This is a genomic window from Streptomyces ipomoeae 91-03 (assembly GCF_000317595.1).
GTDB lineage: Bacteria > Actinomycetota > Actinomycetes > Streptomycetales > Streptomycetaceae > Streptomyces > Streptomyces ipomoeae.
Map to the genome: position 1 here is coordinate 1 of NZ_AEJC01000555.1, position 16951 is coordinate 16951.

The window sequence follows — 16951 nt, forward strand, 5'->3', positions numbered from 1 at the left end:
CTGCTGGCGGACCGGGCCGGCGTCGACGGCATCCGGGTACCGGAGCTGACCGAGGCCACCCGGCGGGCGCTGAGCGAACTGCTGCCGCCGCTCACCTACCAGCGCAACCCGGTCGACACCGGCCGCCCCGCCGAGACCTTCGCCCGTGTCCTCGACACCACGGCCGCGGACCCGGCGGTCGACCTGCTCGCCGTCTACGCCCTGACCGAGCCCGACAGCGTCGACCTCGCCTCCGCCGCCCAGGACGCCGGCCTCGGCACCGACTCCCCGGCCGTCGTGGTCGTCGGCGGGCTTCCCGAGGACGTCGCCGAGCAACGGGCCCGGCTCCACAAGGCCGGTGTTCCGGCGCTCACGGGGCCGACGTCCGCCGCCAACGCCGTACGGGCGCTGGTGACGGACGCGCGAGGGCGGGCCTTGAGAGACGAGGCGGACGAGATCTCACCGGCATCGGCTTTTCCCGCCGACACCGGGCCACGTCTGGTGGCGGGCGCGCGAGAGCGGGTGCCGGGGGGCGAGTTCGACGCGTCGTCGCCGGCATCGGCTCTCGCCGCCGCGGATGCCGCGCAGTCCCCGTCGGCCGACGCGCGACAGCGGTCCTCGGCGGAAACGGCGGGTCGGCCCTCGGCCGAGCCCGCTGCCGCAACGGTGCCGCCCGGCCCCCTCGACGAGAACGCCGCCAAGACCTTCCTCGCGGAACTCGGTATCCGCACCCCCGACCGCGTCGCCTGCGACTCCCGTGCCGACGCCCACCGCGCCCTGCGCGCGCTGGGCGGGCCCCTCGCGGTCAAGGTGCTCGACGCCGCGATCCTGCACAAGACGGAGATCGGCGGGGTCCATCTGGGGGTGCGTACCGCCGAGGAGTTGGACGCGGCGCTGGACGCGATCGGGGCCGGGCGCCGCTACCTGGTGGAGGCGATGGCCCCGGCCGGGATCGACCTCGTGCTCGGTGTGCGACGAGACCCGGTGTTCGGGCCGGTCGTGCTGGTGGGGCTGGGCGGTACGGCCGCCGAGGCGCTCGCCGACGTGGCGATCCGGCTCGCCCCGCTGTCCGTCGCCGAGGCCGCCGCGATGCCGGACGACCTCGCGGCCGGGGCGCTGCTCGAAGGGTGGCGTGGCGGGCCGGTGCTCGACCGTGCCGAGTTCGGGCGGGTCGTCGCCGCGCTCGCCGGGGCCCTGGCCGCGAGCCCCGGGACCGCCGAGATCGAGATCAACCCGCTGCGGCTCACCGCCGACGGACTGATCGCACTGGACGCCGTGATCGTGCCCACGACGACACAGGAGAACGTGCCCACGACCACGGACACGACCACAGAGGAGAACGACCATGCCTAGGCCGAGCAGCGACGGCGCCGTGCCCTGGCCGGCGGAGTACGCCGAGAGATACACCGCACGGGGCTACTGGGAGGGCGTCGCCCTCGGCGACCGGCTCCACGCCGCGGCCGACGCGCCCCCCGACGCGATCGCGGTCGTCGACGGCGACCGACGGCTGACGTACCGGCGACTCGCCGAGCACGCGGACGCCGCCGCCCAGCGTCTGGCCGCGCTGGGCCTGCGCCCGGACGACCGGATCGTGGTGCAACTGCCCAACACCGTCGAGTTCGTGATCCTCACCTACGCGTGTCTGCGTCTCGGTGTCATCCCGGTCATGGCGCTGCCCGGCCACCGCAGACACGAGATCGGCCATCTCGTCGAGCACAGCGAGGCGGTCGCCATCGCGGTGCCGGACTTCCTGAAGGACCACGACCACCAGGCGATGGCATTCGAGATCGCCGATGGATCGCCCACCCTCGCGCATGTCCTGGTCCTCGGCGACAAGGTGGACGACAGGGCCGTTGACCTGGGGGAGCTGTGCGCCGGGCCCGCCGCGCCGGGGGCGCGGGCCGCCGTGGACGCGTACCGGCCCGACAGCCGCTCCATCGCCGTCTTCCTCCTCTCCGGCGGCACCACCGGACTGCCCAAGCTCATCGCCCGCACGCACGACGACTACCTCTACAACGCCCGCCGCAGCGCCGAGGTCTGCGAACTCGGCCCCGACACGGTCTACTTCGCCGCACTGCCCCTCGGGCACAACTTCCCCCTCGCCTGCCCCGGCCTGCTCGGCACCCTGCTGAACGGCGGCCGGGTCGTCCTCGGCTCCCCGAACCCGGACAAGGCGTTCCCGCTGATCGAACGCGAGGGCGTCACCGTCAGCGCCCTGGTGCCGGCCGTCGCCCAGCGCTGGCTCGACCACCGGGCGGACCACCCCGAGGCCGACCTGAGTTCGCTGAGACTGCTCCAGGTCGGCGGCTCCCGGCTCGCCGACCATGTCGCCCGCCGGGTACGGCCCGAACTGGACTGCACGCTCCAGCAGGTGTTCGGCATGGCCGAGGGACTGCTCAACTACACCCGCCCGGACGACCCCGAGGACGTCATCTGTACGACGCAGGGGCGCCCCATGTGCGAGGACGACGAACTCCTCGTCGTCGACGAACTGGGCGCCCCGGTCGCCGAGGGGGCCGCCGGTGTGCTGCTCACCCGGGGGCCGTACACCCCGCGCGGCTACTACCGGGCCGAGGAGCAGAACGCCCGCGCGTTCACCGAGGACGGCTGGTACCGCACCGGCGACATCGTGCGGTTGCGGGCGGACGGCAACCTCGTCGTCGAGGGCCGCGACAAGGACATGATCATCCGGGGCGGGGAGAACATCTCCGCCGAGGAGATCGAGAACTTCGCCTACCAGACCCCGGGCGTCGCCCGCGCCGCCGCCGTGGCCATGCCCGACGACCGACTCGGTGAGCGCGTCTGCCTCTACGTCGTACCGGAACCCGGGCACACGGTCACCCTCGACGACGTCCACCACGTCATGGAGCGCGCCGGATGCGCCCGCTTCAAGTTCCCGGAACGGCTGGTCGCCGTCCCCGAACTCGCCGCCACCAAGGTCGGAAAGATCGACAAGAAGGCCCTGCGCGCCGACATCGCACGCCGCCTCGACGCCGAAGGAACCCCCCGATGACCAGTGACACCGCCGACACCACGCCGGTCACAGCCCCGGGCGCCGCACCGGCCGCAGCCCCGGGCCCCGCGCCCGTCATAGCCCCGCAGGAGACGGACCCCGAACTGCGCAAGCTGTACGACGGGTTCGCGGCGGCCGGGCTCATCCCGCTGTGGACCGAGATCGGCGACCTCATGCCGCTCACCCCGCGCCCCGAGGCCGTACCGCACGTCTGGCAGTGGGACACCCTGCTGCCGCTGGCCCGTCGCTCCGGTGACCTGGTGCCGGTCGGGCGGGGCGGCGAGCGCCGGGCGATCGCGCTCGCCAACCCGGGGCTGCCCGGACGGCCGTACGCGACCCCCAATCTCTGGGCGGCGATCCAGTACCTGGGCCCGCGCGAGGTGGCCCCCGCGCACCGGCACTCACAGGGCGCCTTCCGGTTCATCCTGGAGGGCGAGGGGGTGTGGACGGTCGTCAACGGTGACGCCGTCGAGATGCGCCCCGGTGACCTCCTCCTCACGCCGTCCATGCACTGGCACGGCCACCACCACGTCGGCGACGCGCCGATGGTCTGGCTCGACGGCCTCGACATCCCGCTCGTCCACCGCCTGGACGCCGGGTTCTTCGAGTTCGGCGAGGACGGGGTGTCGGACCGGTCGACCCCCTCCCGGTCGCGCAACGAACGCCTGTGGGGACACCCCGGGCTACGGCCCATCGCGGCCCCGGAGACGCCCAACTCCCCGCTGATGGCCTACCGTTGGGCCGACACCGACGACGCCCTCACCGCCCAGCTGGAGCTGGCGGACGAGGGGCACCCCGGGGCCATCGGGCCCGGCCACGCGGGCATCCGCTTCACCAACCCCGCCACCGGCCGCGACGCCCTCGCCAGCCTGCGCACCGAGATGCACCGGCTGCGCGCCGGCGCCACCACCGCCACCCGCCGCACCGTGGGCTCCTCGGTCTGGCAGATCTTCCGGGGCAGCGGCACCGTCACCCTCGACGACCGGGTGATCGAGGTGTCCACCGGCGACCTCATCGCCGTCCCCTCCTGGTGCGCCCTGACCATCGCCGCACACACCGACCTCGACCTGTTCACCTTCAACGACGCGCCCCTCTACGAGGCCCTCAACCTCGCCCGCACCGAGATCACCGAGCGGCCGGGAACGGCCGACGCCACCACCGAGCGGCCGACCACGGCCGGGAACTCCACCGACAGGCCGGAGACGGCCGGGAACACCGGGAGCAGCACCTCATGAAGCTCGCCACCATCCGTACCGCCGACGGCACGGCGGCCGTCCGTCTCGACGGCGACCGGGCCGTGGAGACCGGCGCTCCCGACGTCGCCACCCTGCTGCGCCGCCCCGACTGGCGTACGCACGCGGCCTCCGCCGACGGTCCGGCGCACGACGTGGCCGCTCTCGACCTCGCCCCCGTCGTCACGACCCCCGGCAAGATCTTCTGCGTCGGCCACAACTACCGCACCCACATCGCCGAGATGGGCCGCGAGATGCCGTCGTACCCCTCCCTCTTCGCCAAGTTCGCCAACTGTCTGCTCGGCGCCCGCGACGACGTCGTCCACCCCGAGGAGACCGGGCAACTGGACTGGGAGGCAGAACTCGGCTTCGTCGTCGGGGCCCCGCTGCGCCGCCGCGCCACCAAGGAGGAGGCGATGGCGGCGATCGCCGGGTACACCGTCGTCAACGACATCTCCATGCGCGACTGGCAGTGGCGTACACCGGAGTGGTTGCAGGGCAAGGCGTGGGAGGCGAGCACCCCCGCCGGACCCTGGCTGGTGACCGGCGACGAGATCGACGACGCGGCCGACCTGGAGATCCGCTGCGAGGTGGACGGACAGGTCATGCAGCGCTCGCGCACCTCCGACCTGCTGTTCACACCGGCGGACATCGCCGCGTACATCAGTACGTTCACCACGCTGGAGCCGGGTGACCTCGTCCTCACCGGTACACCCGGCGGGGTCGGCGCGGCCCGTGATCCCAAGGTGTTCCTGAAGCCCGGCCAGGTCGTACGGACCGTGGTCGAGGGTGTGGGGGAGTGCGTGAACACCGTCGTCGAGGACAAGCGGTGACCGTTGCCGACCGGGCCGAGGCCCTCGGCTGGGTCGAGGAGGGGCAACGCCGGCTGTCGCAGGCCGTCGACGCGCTGCCGGCCGACGCGGTCGCCGAACCGTCCGCCCTCCCCGGCTGGACCCGCGGCCACCTCCTCACCCACCTCGCCCGCAACGCCGACGCCCTGGTCAACCTGCTGACCTGGGCCCGGACGGGCATCCCCACCCCCATGTACACCTCACCGGACCAGCGCGCGACGGACATCGAGGCGGGCGCCGGACGGGCCCTCGCACAGCAGCGGACGGACGTACGGGAGTCCGCCGCCCGCTTCCGTGAAGCCGCCGAGGCACTGTCGGACGACGCCTGGTCGGCCACCGTCACCAGCGGACAGGGCCGCGAGATCCCGGCGTCCGAGGTGCCGTGGCTGCGGGCCCGAGAGGTCTGGCTCCACCTGGTCGACCTGCGCGTCGGCGCCGGTATGGACGCGACTCCGCCCGACCTCGCCTGGGCCCTCGTACGGGACGTCGCCGGATGGATGACGGCACGCATCGACGCCGGCGCCGAGTTGGTGGCGGAGGGCCACGGCACGATCGTACTCGGCACACCGCCCTCCGGCGCCACCGTCACCGGACCGCCGTACGCCCTCGCCGCCTGGCTCACGGGACGGGGCGGCACCGAACAGCTGGACGTCACGGGTGAACTCCCGGACCTTCCACGCTGGCTGTGAACTCGGCTGTCCCCACCTGACCTTCCCGACCCGACTTCACCTTCCTCACCTGACTTCACCGTCCCCACCTGACTTCCCTCTCGACCTTCATCACTCGATCAAAGGAGATCGGCATGAGCGAAACCTTCGTCCTGGTGACCGGGGCATGGCACGGCGGCTGGGCCTGGCGCCCCGTCGCGAACGAGCTGAGGGCCGCCGGCCATGAGGTGCACACCCGACCCTGGCCGGCCTCGGCACCGACGACGACCCGCGCGGCGTGACCCTCACCGACTGCGTGAACAGCCTTGTGGAGTACGTGGAACGCGCCGATCTCAAGGGGATCACCCTGGTCGGCCACAGCTGGGGCGGCTACGTCCTGGTGGGCGCGGCGCCCAGGCTCGCCTCCCGCGTCCGGAGGCTCGTCTTCTGGAGCGCCTTCGTGCCGCAGGACGGCGAGTCGCTGATCGATGCGTGCCCGCCGCATTACGGCGAGATGTTCCACGCCCTGGCCGCCGCCTCCGGCGACGACACGGTGACGCTGCCCCTGGAGGTGTGGCAGCAGGCGTTCATGCAGGACGCCGCCGAGGAGACGCAGCGCCTCGTCCACTCCCTCCTCGTGCCCCAACCCCTCGGCACCTTCACGGAGAAGCCCGACACCTCGGCGTTCACCGCGCTCGACATCCCACCGCCTACGTCCTGTCCACCGAGGACCTCTCCCTGCCCGGCGAGTGGGCCTGGGCCGAACGCTTCCCGCAACGGCTCAAGAACCCCCTGCTCATAGAGACCCCGGGCAGCCATGAGAGCTGCTTCACCCGCCCGGTCGAACTCGCCGCCGCGTTCGTCAGAGCGTGCGAGGTGTAGGGCGCCCGCCGGCCGCCTTCCGCACACCGCCTCAACAGCCGTATCTGCAACCCAGGTAAGAGAAGGAGATCCCCCTCCAGCCGGAGCCGAACGGTTCATGCGCGGCCATAGCCTTGGTCCGTCATGAATCGAATGGACGACCGGCTGGTCCCGGTCCTGCTGATCTGCGTCCAGGCCGTGGTGTGGCCCGGGGGCGCGCTGGTGCGTGGGACGGTTCCGTCCGGGGCCGCGCTGCTCGTGGCGGCCCTGGTCGGCGGAGTGGTGACGGCGGCGCTCGCCCTCCGCCGCAGCCGCCCGGTGACCACCCTCGTCGTGGTCGCCGCGGCCTGCGCGCTGGGCGCCGGGCCGCTGCCCACGGGAGCGATGGCCGTACTCGGGACCGTGGGCGTCGCGCTGGCCCTGTTCACCGTGGCGACCGAACGCGACACCTTCACGACCGTCCTGTGCGTGGTGGCGCTCGCACTCTGGCAGTCGCTGTACGGCCTCACCCTGCACGGCCTCAGCGACCGCGACGGACTCGACCTCGTCCTCACCGCCCTGCTGTACGCGGCCACGTGCGGCGCCGGTCTGTTCGTACGCCGGACCCGTCGCGCCAAGCGGGCCGCCGAGGAACTGCTGAAGCGGGCCGAGGCCGAGCGCCATCGGCTCCCGGCGGTCGAACGGCGCCGTATGGAACGGGAGTTGCACGACGTCAGTGCCCACCATCTGACGGCCGTGGTCGTCACCGCCGGGGCCGCCCTGGGGCTGCGCGAGCGTCGTCCCGAACTGGCCTCCGAGGCCCTGGAGTTCGCCGTCGAGACGGGCCGCGAGGTCACCCGGGCGCTCGGCGCGGTGCGGGCGCCGGCACCCTCACGGGAGGAACTTCCGTCCCCGGAGGAGCGGTTGCGGGACCTGGTCGCCGGGTTCCGCCGACTGGGCCAGCAGATCGACTGCGAGATCGACCCCCTGCCCGAGGGCGCCGTCGCCGACGCCGCGTTCGGCATCGTGCGCGAGGCACTGACCAACGTGGCCCGGTACGCCCCCGGCGCGCGGACGACGGTGCTGTGCCGGTACGGCGACACCCGCACCGATGTCGTGGTCACGAGCGCGGCACCACCGGCCGGTTCGGTGGCGCACGGCGCGGGTCTCGGCGGTGGACGCGGCCAGGGCTTCCTGCGGTCCCGGGCCCGGGAGCTGGGCGGCACCCTCTCCACCGGCCCCACGGCGGAAGGCGGTTGGGAGGTACGGGCGGTCCTGCCCGGCCGGACCGCCGCCCCGCTGGAACGATCCGTACCCCGCGGTTACCGCCTCGCCCAGATGGCGGCGGCCCTCGGCCTCTGCCTCCAACCACTGCTCCCCACCCTGGTCATCCGCGCCGAGACCACGTCGAACGGGTCGCACGTCTCGGCCGGTGTGCTCTTCGCGCTGCTGGCCGGGGCCCAGGCGGTGGCCCTGCTGTGGCGCCGCCGCGCACCCCGCACCGCGTACGGCGCCCTGCTCGGCCTCGCCCTGCTCTGGCCGTTGGCGATGACCACGGGCGACTACACCGGCCCGGCCCTCCTGCCACCAGCCCTGAGCATGCTCGCCACCTGCGTGGCCCTCGCCGCGGACGTGACGGCCCGCGCGGTGACCGGCCGGGGGCGCGCCGCCGGGCGCCCCCACCGCGGTGGCGTACACGGTGCCGTGGCCGACGACGAAGACCGGCCCCGCGCAGCCCTGTTGGCCCTCCCCCTCACGGCCACGGCGGCCCACGCCCTGGCCGCGACCGCAGCCGTCCTGGACCGGGGTACGACGGTCCCCGTCTGGGCGGTCGTGGCCGGGGCGACGGCAGGGGCCGCCCTGGCCGTCGGCGTGGCCTGCTGGGCCGGTGCACTGCGGGGCCGGCGTGACCGGGCCGCCCGGGGTGTCCGCGAGGAACGGCTCGCCGTGTGGACCGAGGAGGCCGTACGCGACGCATGGGCGGAGCGGCGCCGGATCGCGGCCGGGCTGGAGACCACCGTGCTGGAGCGCACCGCCGACATGATCGCGGAGGCGGAGGCGGGCCGGCTCGACACGACCGCGGACCGCGCCCGCGAGGCCCTGGCCGCGATGCGCGCCCTGCTCGACACGGTCCGGGCCGGCGAGACCGCGCCCGAACTGCGGCCACAGCCCACCCTCCAGGCCCTCGACCTGCTCGCCCATCAGTGCCGGGCCACCGGCCGCGACGTCGAGATACGGCTGACCGACCGCGTACCCGAACGACTGCCCACCGCCGTGGACCTGGCCGCCTACCACGCCGCCGAGACGATGCTCGCGGCCGGCGGCGAGGAACCCGCACTGCTCGAACTCGACGCCGACGACGATATGTTGACGCTCACGGCCACCGGGGTGCCCCACGCTTCCGGTACCGCCGTACGGGAACGGCTGGCGGCGCGGGTCGCGGCGGTCGGCGGCACCCTGACCACCGCTCCACCGGGCACGGTCCGCCTCCGGCTGCCGCTCGCCACGGACGGCGACGGAGTCCCGGCTGCCGACGGGCCCCCGACCGGCGACGGCCTTCCGGCCCCGCAGCAGAGTGACGCCCCGCAGCGGAGTGACGCCGCGCGACAGAGCGGCGCCGCTCAAGAGAGCGACGAGGAGAGGGAGCGATGAGCCTCAGGGTGCTGGTCGTCGACGACCAGGGCATCGTACGGGCGGGCTTCGCCGCCGTGATCGACGCCGAGGAGGACATGACGGTCGTCGGCGAGGCGGCGGACGGCGCCGCCGCCGTGCGGCTCGCCGAGGAACTGACCCCGGACGTGGTCGTCATGGACGTCCGGATGCCCGAACTGGACGGCATCGCCGCCACCCGGATCATCACCGGCCGCGACGACGCGCCCCGCGTCCTGGTGCTGACCACCTTCGACCTCGACGCATATGTCTTCGACGCACTGCGCGCCGGCGCCTCCGGCTTCCTCCTCAAGGACGTGCACGCCTCCGAACTGCTGCACGGCATCCGGGTGGTGGCCACCGGCGAGAGCGTGCTCGCCCCGTCCGCGACCCGCCGGCTCATCGGCCACTACGCGTCGGGAGCGGGTGCCGGCTTCCACCCCGAAGGCAGCGCGGCGGTCCTGGAGACCCTGACCGGCCGCGAACGCAATGTCCTCACCCTGGTCGCGACCGGACTCAACAACGCGGAGATCGCCGACGAACTCGGCATCACCGTGGGCACCGTCAAGTCCCATGTGAACGCCCTGCTCCGCAAACTCGGCCTGCGCGACCGCGTCCAGGCCACGATCCTCGCCTACGACCTGGGCCTGGCCCGCCCGAACCCACCGGGCGCCCACCTCTGACGCCCGTCCGCCCCCCAACAGACCGCCGCTCCCCGCCGGGGAGCCCTCCGGCCTGCCCACTGCCCGCTGCCCACCACCACCGAGGAGTCCACCCATGACCGGTACCGATACCGACCGCTCCCTCCCCCGTCGCCTCCGCCACGCCCTCAGCGACATCGTCGCCCTCATCTACCTCGGCGTCTGTGCCGCCCTGCTCGTGTGGGCGATCGTCGTGACCGTCGGCGACAGCTCGGACGAGTCCATGGCGGGCGTCATCCCCCTGCTCGCCACCGCCCCGGCGAGCTTCATCCTCTTCGTACTCCCGGACGGCGGCGCGATGTTGATCGTCGCCGTAGTCCTCGGGGCCCTGGTCAACGCCACCCTCATAGGCCTCTGCGCCCGTGCCCTCCGCCGGGGCGACACCGCGAACCCGGTGTCCTGATCGGACACGCCGAAAGACAACCGACGCCGACCGTTCAGGGCCGCACTGTCGGCCAATGTTGTGCAGATTATTGACGACCGCAACGTGTGTGCCTATCTTTTCGCTGTCCTTCCCCCACCCGCTCCAGGGAGACCGCGATGTCCACGTCCCCCATCGCAGCACCACTCACGGACGCAGAACGGAACCGGCAACTTCGTCGCGTCGCACTCTCCGGCCTCCTCGGCACGGCCGTCGAGTTCTACGACTTCCTCGTCTACGGAACCATCGCCGCGCTCGTCTTCGGCGAGCTCTTCTTCCCGGGCGCCGACCCGGCCGTCGGCACCATCGCCGCCTTCGGGACGTTCGCCGCCGGCTATGTGGCCCGCCCACTGGGCGGTGTGCTCTTCGGCCACTTCGGCGACCGGCTCGGCCGCAAGTCGATGCTGCTGCTGACCATGGGCCTCATGGGTGGCGCCAGCTTCCTCATCGGCCTGCTGCCCACGTACGACGCGATCGGCGTCTGGGCCCCCGTCCTGCTGATCGCCCTGCGTGTCGTCCAGGGCATCGCCATCGGTGGTGAATGGGGCGGCGCCACCCTCATGGTCGTCGAGCACGCGGGGGAGAAGCGGCGCGGGCTGTGGTCGAGCTTCACGCAGATGGGAGCACCGCTCGGCTCCCTGCTCTCCACCGCAGTCGTCGCGCTCGTCGTCACCCTGCCCAAGGACCAGTTCGCGGCCTGGGGCTGGCGCGTACCGTTCCTGCTCAGCGTCGTCCTGCTCGGCGTCGGCCTCTTCGTCCGGCTCAAGGTGGTCGAGAGCCCGCTGTTCGCCGAGGTGAAGAAGGACCGGGCCGAGTCCCGGCTGCCGATCCTCGACGTACTGCGCCGCCCACGCCCGGTGCTGCTGGCCTGCTGCGTCGGCATCGGCGCCTTCACCGCGCAGTCCCTGCTGACCAGTTACATGATCGCCTACGCCACCGGCATCGGCTACACCCGCCCGCAGGTCCTCACCGCGCTCACCGTCTCCGCGTGCGTGGCGCTCGTGGTCCTGCCCTCCGCCTCCGCGCTCTCGGACCGGATCGGCCGCCGCCCGGTCGTCCTCGCCGGAGCCCTCGCCTCCGCCGCCCTGGCCTTCCCGGTCCTGTCGCTGGTCGACTCCGGGTCGCCCGGCCTGCTGATCCTCGCCGTCGTCCTCGGCCACGGCATCGCCCAGTCGGTGATGTACGGCCCGCTGGGCGCCCTGCTCACCGAGATGTTCGGCACCCGGGTCCGCTACACCGGCGCCTCCCTCGGCTACCAGGGCGCCACCCTCATCGGCGCCGGTTTCTCCCCGATGATCGCCGAGAGCCTCGTCGCCGGGAACGGCGGCGGCAGCACGCCCGTGTCGCTACTCCTCTGCGGCGGCGCCGCCGCGACCGTACTGGCCCTGCTGTTCCTGCGCGAGACCCACGGCGACTCCCTCGCCGAACGGCACGCCAAGCACACGACCACGGAGGAGAACGTGCCCGCCTGATCGGATCAACGAAGCCGGGGCGGCAAGGGCGCCGCACACCGACACGGCGGTTCGCCGCCCCGGCTTCACCACCTCAGCGCCTGCGCAGCACCACGGTCGTGCCGGGCTTCACCCGCAGCTCGACGTTCCCGCCCACTTTCGCCCCGGTCACCAGGTCCGTCGACGCGCCGAACCCCTTCGTGGTGAACGTGTAGGCGTGGTCCTCGGTGGTGTTCATGGCGATCAGATACGGCCCGTACACGCACCGGTAGAAGGAGGCGCGCCCGGCGTACGGGCTCTCCACACCCGCCGCGCGCTCCGGAACGTCGTCCGGCGCCTTGGCCAACGGCAGCACCTGACCGGCGAACGCCTGGTGCGGGGTGTCGCCGGGCGGGTTGAAACCGCCGTCCGGGATGTCGAGGTCGCCCACCCCGAACTCCCAGTTGACCCAGTCGGGTTCGGTGAACGCCCGGCCGTCCGGGACGTACTTCACGTCCTGCCAGACCGTGGCCGACCGCTCGACGCCCTCGGCCGTGATGTGGTGGACACGGGCGAGCCGGTTGACGCCCCAGCGGGCCCGCCAGTACAGCGAGGCGTACAGGATCTCCTCGCCGTGCTTGACCGCGACCAGCCCGTTCTCCTCGTCGGCGAACACGAAGTCCGGCTGCCCCGGCGTCATGGGAAGCCGCGCGCCGCTGCCCGTGGCTCCGCTGATGTACGCGTAGTCGTCGGCGGCGCTGATCAGGTTGAGGTTCGTCCGGGCGGAGACCGTCATCCCGTGGGAGTCGGCGAGGGACTGGAACACCTGCCCGTCGGCGATGGACTGCTGCGCGTACGAGGTGAGGTCCGGGTCCTTGATCAGGGCGGCCATCTTCAGCGCGTGGCCGTCCCACTTGGTGTCCTCGTCGTAGGCGACCTTGCCCGGGTACTCGGTGTCACGCCATCCGACGACGGTCTCCAGGCGCATCGCCCGGTGGCCGTCGCGGTCCAGGGACGGATGGCGGAAGACCATCCGCGCCTTGGCCATCTTGATCAGATGGTCGCGCAGCGTGCTGTCCTCGACGCCGCCGATGCCCGTCACCGCGTCGTACACGAACGACAGCCACTCCTGCAGCTCGCCGTAACTGCCCGCGTAGCCCAGCTCCTTGGACAGGCCCTTCCTGGTGACCTGGTAGTAGGAGCCGCCCAGCGGCTCGGTCGGAGTGCCGTCCTCGGTCTCCGGGCCCAGCCAGGGGGCCAGGCCGACGGACTGGTAGAGGTAGTCGCGCGCCTTCTCCTCGCCCCAGGCCTTGTCGGAGCCCAGCCAGGTCAGGCCCCGGTCGGCGAGGTAGAGACCGATGGCGCAGATGATGGCCTGGTTGGTGTACTGCGGGAAGTTCTGCCGCCAGTACTCGCGGCTGTCCAGCAGCATCTTCGCCCAGGCCTTCCGGCGCACCACGGGCGTGTACGACGAACCGTCCGGCTGGACCATGGTCAGGTCGTCGAACCAGGCGGTGCCCGCGCCCGACAGCCGAATGCTCAGGGTGACGTGAGTGGCCGTGCCCGGCGTGGTGAGCCTGGCCGTCACCTGCTCCCAGTCGTGGGTGCCGGACGAGGCGTAGAACTTGTTGTCCGTGCCGACCAGGGCGCCGTTCGCGTCGTAGAACAGCACGTCCAGATAAGCGCTGTCGGCGCCGACACCGGCGGTCCTGATCCAGACGCCGTAGGTGTACGCGCCCTGATCCACCGGGAGCTTCGCCGAGGTCGTGTAGCCGACCGTACCGGAGGCGGGGATCGTCACCTTCGCGGAGGCGTGGCCGGTGCGGAAGACGGTGGTGTCCCGGGAGGCGGTGCCGCTGCCGGACCAGGTGGACGACCGCCAGCCCGTGGTGCCGAACTCGAAGCCCGGGTTGGTGAGTCCGTACGGCGAGCCGAGGACGGGCTCGTCCAGCAGCGGTTCGAGCACATCGGCGAGCGCCAGCATGACCAGCCCGGACCGGCCGAGCCCCATCCACTGCTGGCTGGACCCCGTCAGCACGGTCTTGTCGGAGAGGTACTTCCAGTAGACGCCGTCGAGGCTCCGGGCGATCTGCGGCGGCACGGCGATGTTCTCGTACGCGGCCGTCGCCGGCATGCGGTAGGCACGGGCCAGGAAGTCCAGGTACCACAGGTCGAGTTGGGCGGTGGTGCGGGACGCCTCGGACGCGGCCCGGGCGAGTACGCGGTCGTTGATCGTGCCGATGATCTCGTCGCCGGGTGAGGTACGGGCGGTCGCGGCCGGCAGGGTGCCGGTGACGTCCCCGTCGGCGGGGTCGAAGTACGGCTCGTCATGGGTGTAGAGGCGGTAGATCGTGCGGCTCGGGCCCTCCATGGCCTTGTAGTACTGGTCGGCCGTGGCCGCGTAGCCGGCGATGCGCCCCATGGCACGGATCTCCAGCGTGACCGACGTCCTGCCCTCCGTCAGATCGAGGGGAAGCGGCAGCGTGTGGAAGAAGAACCGCTCCGGAGCGCGCGGATCGTCGCCCGCGATGTCGAGGGGGTCGACGGCGCCCAGATGGTAGTGGCCGACCTGCTTGCCCTCGGCGAAGAGCTGCAGCCGCCCGAGCTCCGCACCGCTGTCCGAGCCCCACAGCTTGACGGTGACGTAGGTGGCACCCTTTGGCTTGCAGGCCATCGTCGCGGACAGTGTCCCGCCCCAGAAGCCCGCCGTCTCAGGGGCGTTGAGCACCCGGGCGGCCTGGTCGAGCCCGCCGGTGACGACATCGGACAGGGCCGCGGTCAGCCCGTGTGCCGTCTCCGACGCGGCGTCCCCGAAGACGAGCGTGTCGAGGGGACCGGAACCGCGCTCCTCGTCGACGCTCGTGGCGGCGGCAGCCTGTGCGGTGCCGCCCTGCCACAGCCATCCCGCGGCGGTGGCGCCCACGGTCATTTTGAGCAGGGATCTGCGCTGGAGTGCTTCGGACACGTGGACGTTCCCTTCGGCGATGCTCTGGTAAACGTATTCCACGCTAGTGAGAAGGAGTGAGGCCGGTCAATGGCCATGCATGGCTCAACTCCAACTCACAGGAAGGGTTCTTCCGATGCCGTCGAGGGTCGAGTAAAAGCAGGTCAGAAGCAACGTACGGGCTTGATCGGGGCCGCTGTGCGCGATGGTGGGGCCCGACAGTCTTGTGGGCTCCGCTCTCCTGGGCCTACGCTTCCTTCGTAAACGGTTACATCACCCACACCTTCACCGAGGTCAGCGGCTTCTCTTCGGAGGACGTCGCCTGGTTGCTCATGGTGTACGGCGTCGGCCTGGTCGTCGGGAACCTGGTCGGCGGGCGGGCCGCCGACCACGACCGTGACCGGGCGCTGGTCCTCGCCCTGCTCGGCCTCACCGTCACCCTGACCGCGTTCGGTCTGCTCGCCGACAGTGCCACGGCCTCGGTGATCCTGGTGTTCCTGATGGGGGTGTTCGGGTTCGCGAGTGTGCCCGGCATGATCACGCGGGTCACGGACTTCGCGCGGGGTACGGCACTGGCGGCCGGCGCCAACGTGTCCGCGTCCAACATCGGCAACGCCCTGGGCGCCTGGACCGGAGGTCTCGCGATCACGGCGGGCTTCGGCTACACATTGCTCGACGCCCCTCATCCCCCTCCGCCGCCCACCCGGGCGTGAACCCGCCCGCGCCGCACCACGTCGCCGACCCGGGCGGGCACCTCCTCAGCTGGACTTGCCCCGTCCGGTGAGCGCGTCGCGGAGGCGGTCGACCAGGCCGGCGCCGGGGGCCAGCAGCTTGTTGGCCGGGGGCTTGTCCGGTGCCGAGGGGTGAGGACGGGTCGGCGCCGTCTTCTTGGCCTGGCGGACCTTGTCGCCCAGTTCGTCGAGGGCTTCGGCGGAGCAGGTGGCGCGCAGGTTCGGGAAGAGGTTGGCCTCCTCGTCGGTGATGTGCGCGCGGATCTCGCTCATCAACGACCCCACCAGACGGTCGAACTCGGGGTCGTCCGCGTCGCAGCGCTCCAGGTCCTTCATGATCTGCTCGGCCTTGGCGTGGTCCTCAAGTTCCTTGTCGGCCAGCGCGTCGCCGCCCGCCATGTGCTCGCGCACGGCCGGGTAGAGGTAGGCCTCCTCGGCCACCGAGTGCCGGACCAGCTCGATCGTCGCCTGGTCGGCGTACAACTTGCGGTTCTTGTCACCGGGCTGGAGTGCCTCGATCTTCCCGAAGAGCTCCTCGACCTCCCGGTGATCGGTCACCAGCTCGTCGATCACGTTTCCTCCGTGTCCCATGTCCGCACCTCCTGTTCGCGGCCCGAAGGATCTGCCGCGGCCCCGGGTACCCGGCCCCGGAGGGCTCACACGACTCACCTCGGCACACGAGGCATGCGGTCGCACGAGGCCCGTTCATGACGCCGGATGAGTCCCGGACGGGTCTTGGAGCGGCTCACCCGGGTACCCGGTGTCGCACAGACCGCAGCGGGCCGGCGGTACCGGCACGCTGGAACACCGACGAGGAGGACCCCATGAGCACGGTCAAGGAAGCAGTGGAGGTCGAGGTTCCCCTCCACACCGCCTACAACCAGTGGACCCAGTTCGAGGAGTTCCCGAACTTCATGGAGGGCGTCGAGGAGGTACGCCAGCTCGACGACCGGCACAACCACTGGGTCACCAAGATCGGCGGAGTCCGGCGGGAGTTCGACACGGAGATCGTCGATCAGATGCCGGACGACCGGATCACCTGGCGCGCCATCGGCGGCGACACCCGGCAGCGGGGGTCGGTCCGGTTCGAGCGCCTGGACGACGCCCACACCCGGGTGGAACTCACGATGGACGTCGAGCCCACGGGTGTCGTTGAGAAGGGTGCGGACGCGTTGGGCATGATCGACCGGCGGGTCAAGGGCGACCTGCGCCGCTTCAAGGAGTACATCGAGGGCCGCGGCGGCGAGACCGGCGCCTGGCGCGGACGCATCCGCCCCGGAGACCCCGGCACGCCTCTCTGACACCTCACGAACGACGCCTCACGAAGGACACTTCACGAACGGCACCTCACCGAGGACACCTCACGAACGACGCCTCACGATCATGACATCGAACGCCGTACGAACAGGGTGGCCTGCCACACGCCGGACCGGCTGATGACCCGCATCAGCCTGTGACCGTCACCGGTGATGAGCGTGTGACCGTCAAGGGTGGATGCCTGCGCTGCGGCGGG

The 16951-nt window shown here is 72.0% G+C and carries 14 protein-coding genes and 1 pseudogene; 13 read left to right on the plus strand and 2 right to left on the minus strand.

The window, feature by feature from the left end:
• The 11 genes from STRIP9103_RS36195 to STRIP9103_RS36240 all read left to right on the plus strand — a co-directional run.
• Positions 1 to 1332 (plus strand): acetate--CoA ligase family protein (locus STRIP9103_RS36195; protein WP_199790605.1); only part of this gene is annotated, 1332 nt, incomplete at its 5' end.
• Complete coding sequence (locus tag STRIP9103_RS36200) at positions 1325 to 2992, plus strand: (2,3-dihydroxybenzoyl)adenylate synthase (RefSeq protein ID WP_009331390.1); 1668 nt, start codon at positions 1325 to 1327, stop codon at positions 2990 to 2992. The genes STRIP9103_RS36195 and STRIP9103_RS36200, both read left to right, overlap by 8 nt.
• On the plus strand, positions 2989 to 4227 hold the full coding sequence (locus STRIP9103_RS36205) for a cupin domain-containing protein (RefSeq protein ID WP_009331412.1): 1239 nt from the start codon (positions 2989 to 2991) through the stop codon (positions 4225 to 4227). The genes STRIP9103_RS36200 and STRIP9103_RS36205 overlap by 4 nt, the downstream gene beginning before the upstream one ends.
• Positions 4224 to 5057, plus strand: coding sequence for a fumarylacetoacetate hydrolase family protein (locus STRIP9103_RS36210; RefSeq protein ID WP_009331396.1), 834 nt, complete (start codon positions 4224 to 4226; stop codon positions 5055 to 5057). Before STRIP9103_RS36205 ends, STRIP9103_RS36210 begins: the two co-directional genes overlap by 4 nt.
• Positions 5054 to 5764 carry a maleylpyruvate isomerase family mycothiol-dependent enzyme gene (locus tag STRIP9103_RS45355; RefSeq protein WP_009331414.1) on the plus strand — a complete coding sequence of 237 codons (711 nt, stop codon included), beginning with the start codon at positions 5054 to 5056 and terminating at the stop codon, positions 5762 to 5764. Before STRIP9103_RS36210 ends, STRIP9103_RS45355 begins: the two co-directional genes overlap by 4 nt.
• Positions 5765 to 5877: 113 nt before the next feature.
• A complete protein-coding gene (locus STRIP9103_RS50950; RefSeq protein ID WP_009331389.1) occupies positions 5878 to 6024 on the plus strand; it encodes an esterase EstC domain protein in 147 nt (48 codons plus the stop codon).
• Between the two features lie 14 nt (positions 6025 to 6038).
• A complete protein-coding gene (locus STRIP9103_RS36220; protein ID WP_324605712.1) occupies positions 6039 to 6524 on the plus strand; it encodes an alpha/beta fold hydrolase in 486 nt (161 codons plus the stop codon).
• Between the two features lie 203 nt (positions 6525 to 6727).
• Complete coding sequence (locus tag STRIP9103_RS36225; protein ID WP_078614169.1) at positions 6728 to 9214, plus strand: histidine kinase; 2487 nt, start codon at positions 6728 to 6730, stop codon at positions 9212 to 9214.
• Positions 9211 to 9894, plus strand: coding sequence for a response regulator (locus STRIP9103_RS36230; protein ID WP_009331406.1), 684 nt, complete (start codon positions 9211 to 9213; stop codon positions 9892 to 9894). The genes STRIP9103_RS36225 and STRIP9103_RS36230 overlap by 4 nt, the downstream gene beginning before the upstream one ends.
• A 94-nt stretch (positions 9895 to 9988) precedes the next feature.
• Positions 9989 to 10315 carry an SCO4225 family membrane protein gene (locus STRIP9103_RS36235; protein WP_009331417.1) on the plus strand — a complete coding sequence of 109 codons (327 nt, stop codon included), beginning with the start codon at positions 9989 to 9991 and terminating at the stop codon, positions 10313 to 10315.
• A 137-nt stretch (positions 10316 to 10452) separates the two neighbouring features.
• Entirely contained in the window at positions 10453 to 11805 is a 1353-nt protein-coding gene (locus STRIP9103_RS36240; RefSeq protein WP_009331408.1) for an MFS transporter, read from the plus strand.
• A 73-nt stretch (positions 11806 to 11878) separates the two neighbouring features.
• On the opposite strand, the gene STRIP9103_RS36245 is transcribed toward STRIP9103_RS36240, so the two are convergent.
• Positions 11879 to 14728, minus strand: coding sequence for a Tat pathway signal sequence domain protein (locus tag STRIP9103_RS36245; RefSeq protein ID WP_009331404.1), 2850 nt, complete (start codon positions 14726 to 14728; stop codon positions 11879 to 11881).
• Between the two features lie 248 nt (positions 14729 to 14976).
• Between STRIP9103_RS36245 and STRIP9103_RS36250 the strand changes: the two are divergent.
• Positions 14977 to 15375, plus strand: a pseudogene (locus STRIP9103_RS36250) (MFS transporter); the annotation flags it as partial.
• 90 nt (positions 15376 to 15465) lie between these two features.
• Here the strand turns inward: STRIP9103_RS36250 and STRIP9103_RS36255 are convergent.
• On the minus strand, positions 15466 to 16029 hold the full coding sequence (locus tag STRIP9103_RS36255; protein WP_009331401.1) for a hemerythrin domain-containing protein: 564 nt from the start codon (positions 16027 to 16029) through the stop codon (positions 15466 to 15468).
• A gap of 233 nt (positions 16030 to 16262) precedes the next feature.
• On the opposite strand from STRIP9103_RS36255, the gene STRIP9103_RS36260 reads away from it, so the two are divergent.
• Positions 16263 to 16739: an SRPBCC family protein gene (locus tag STRIP9103_RS36260; protein ID WP_009331392.1), complete on the plus strand. Its 477-nt coding sequence runs from the start codon at positions 16263 to 16265 to the stop codon at positions 16737 to 16739.
• Positions 16740 to 16951: the final 212 nt, after the last annotated feature.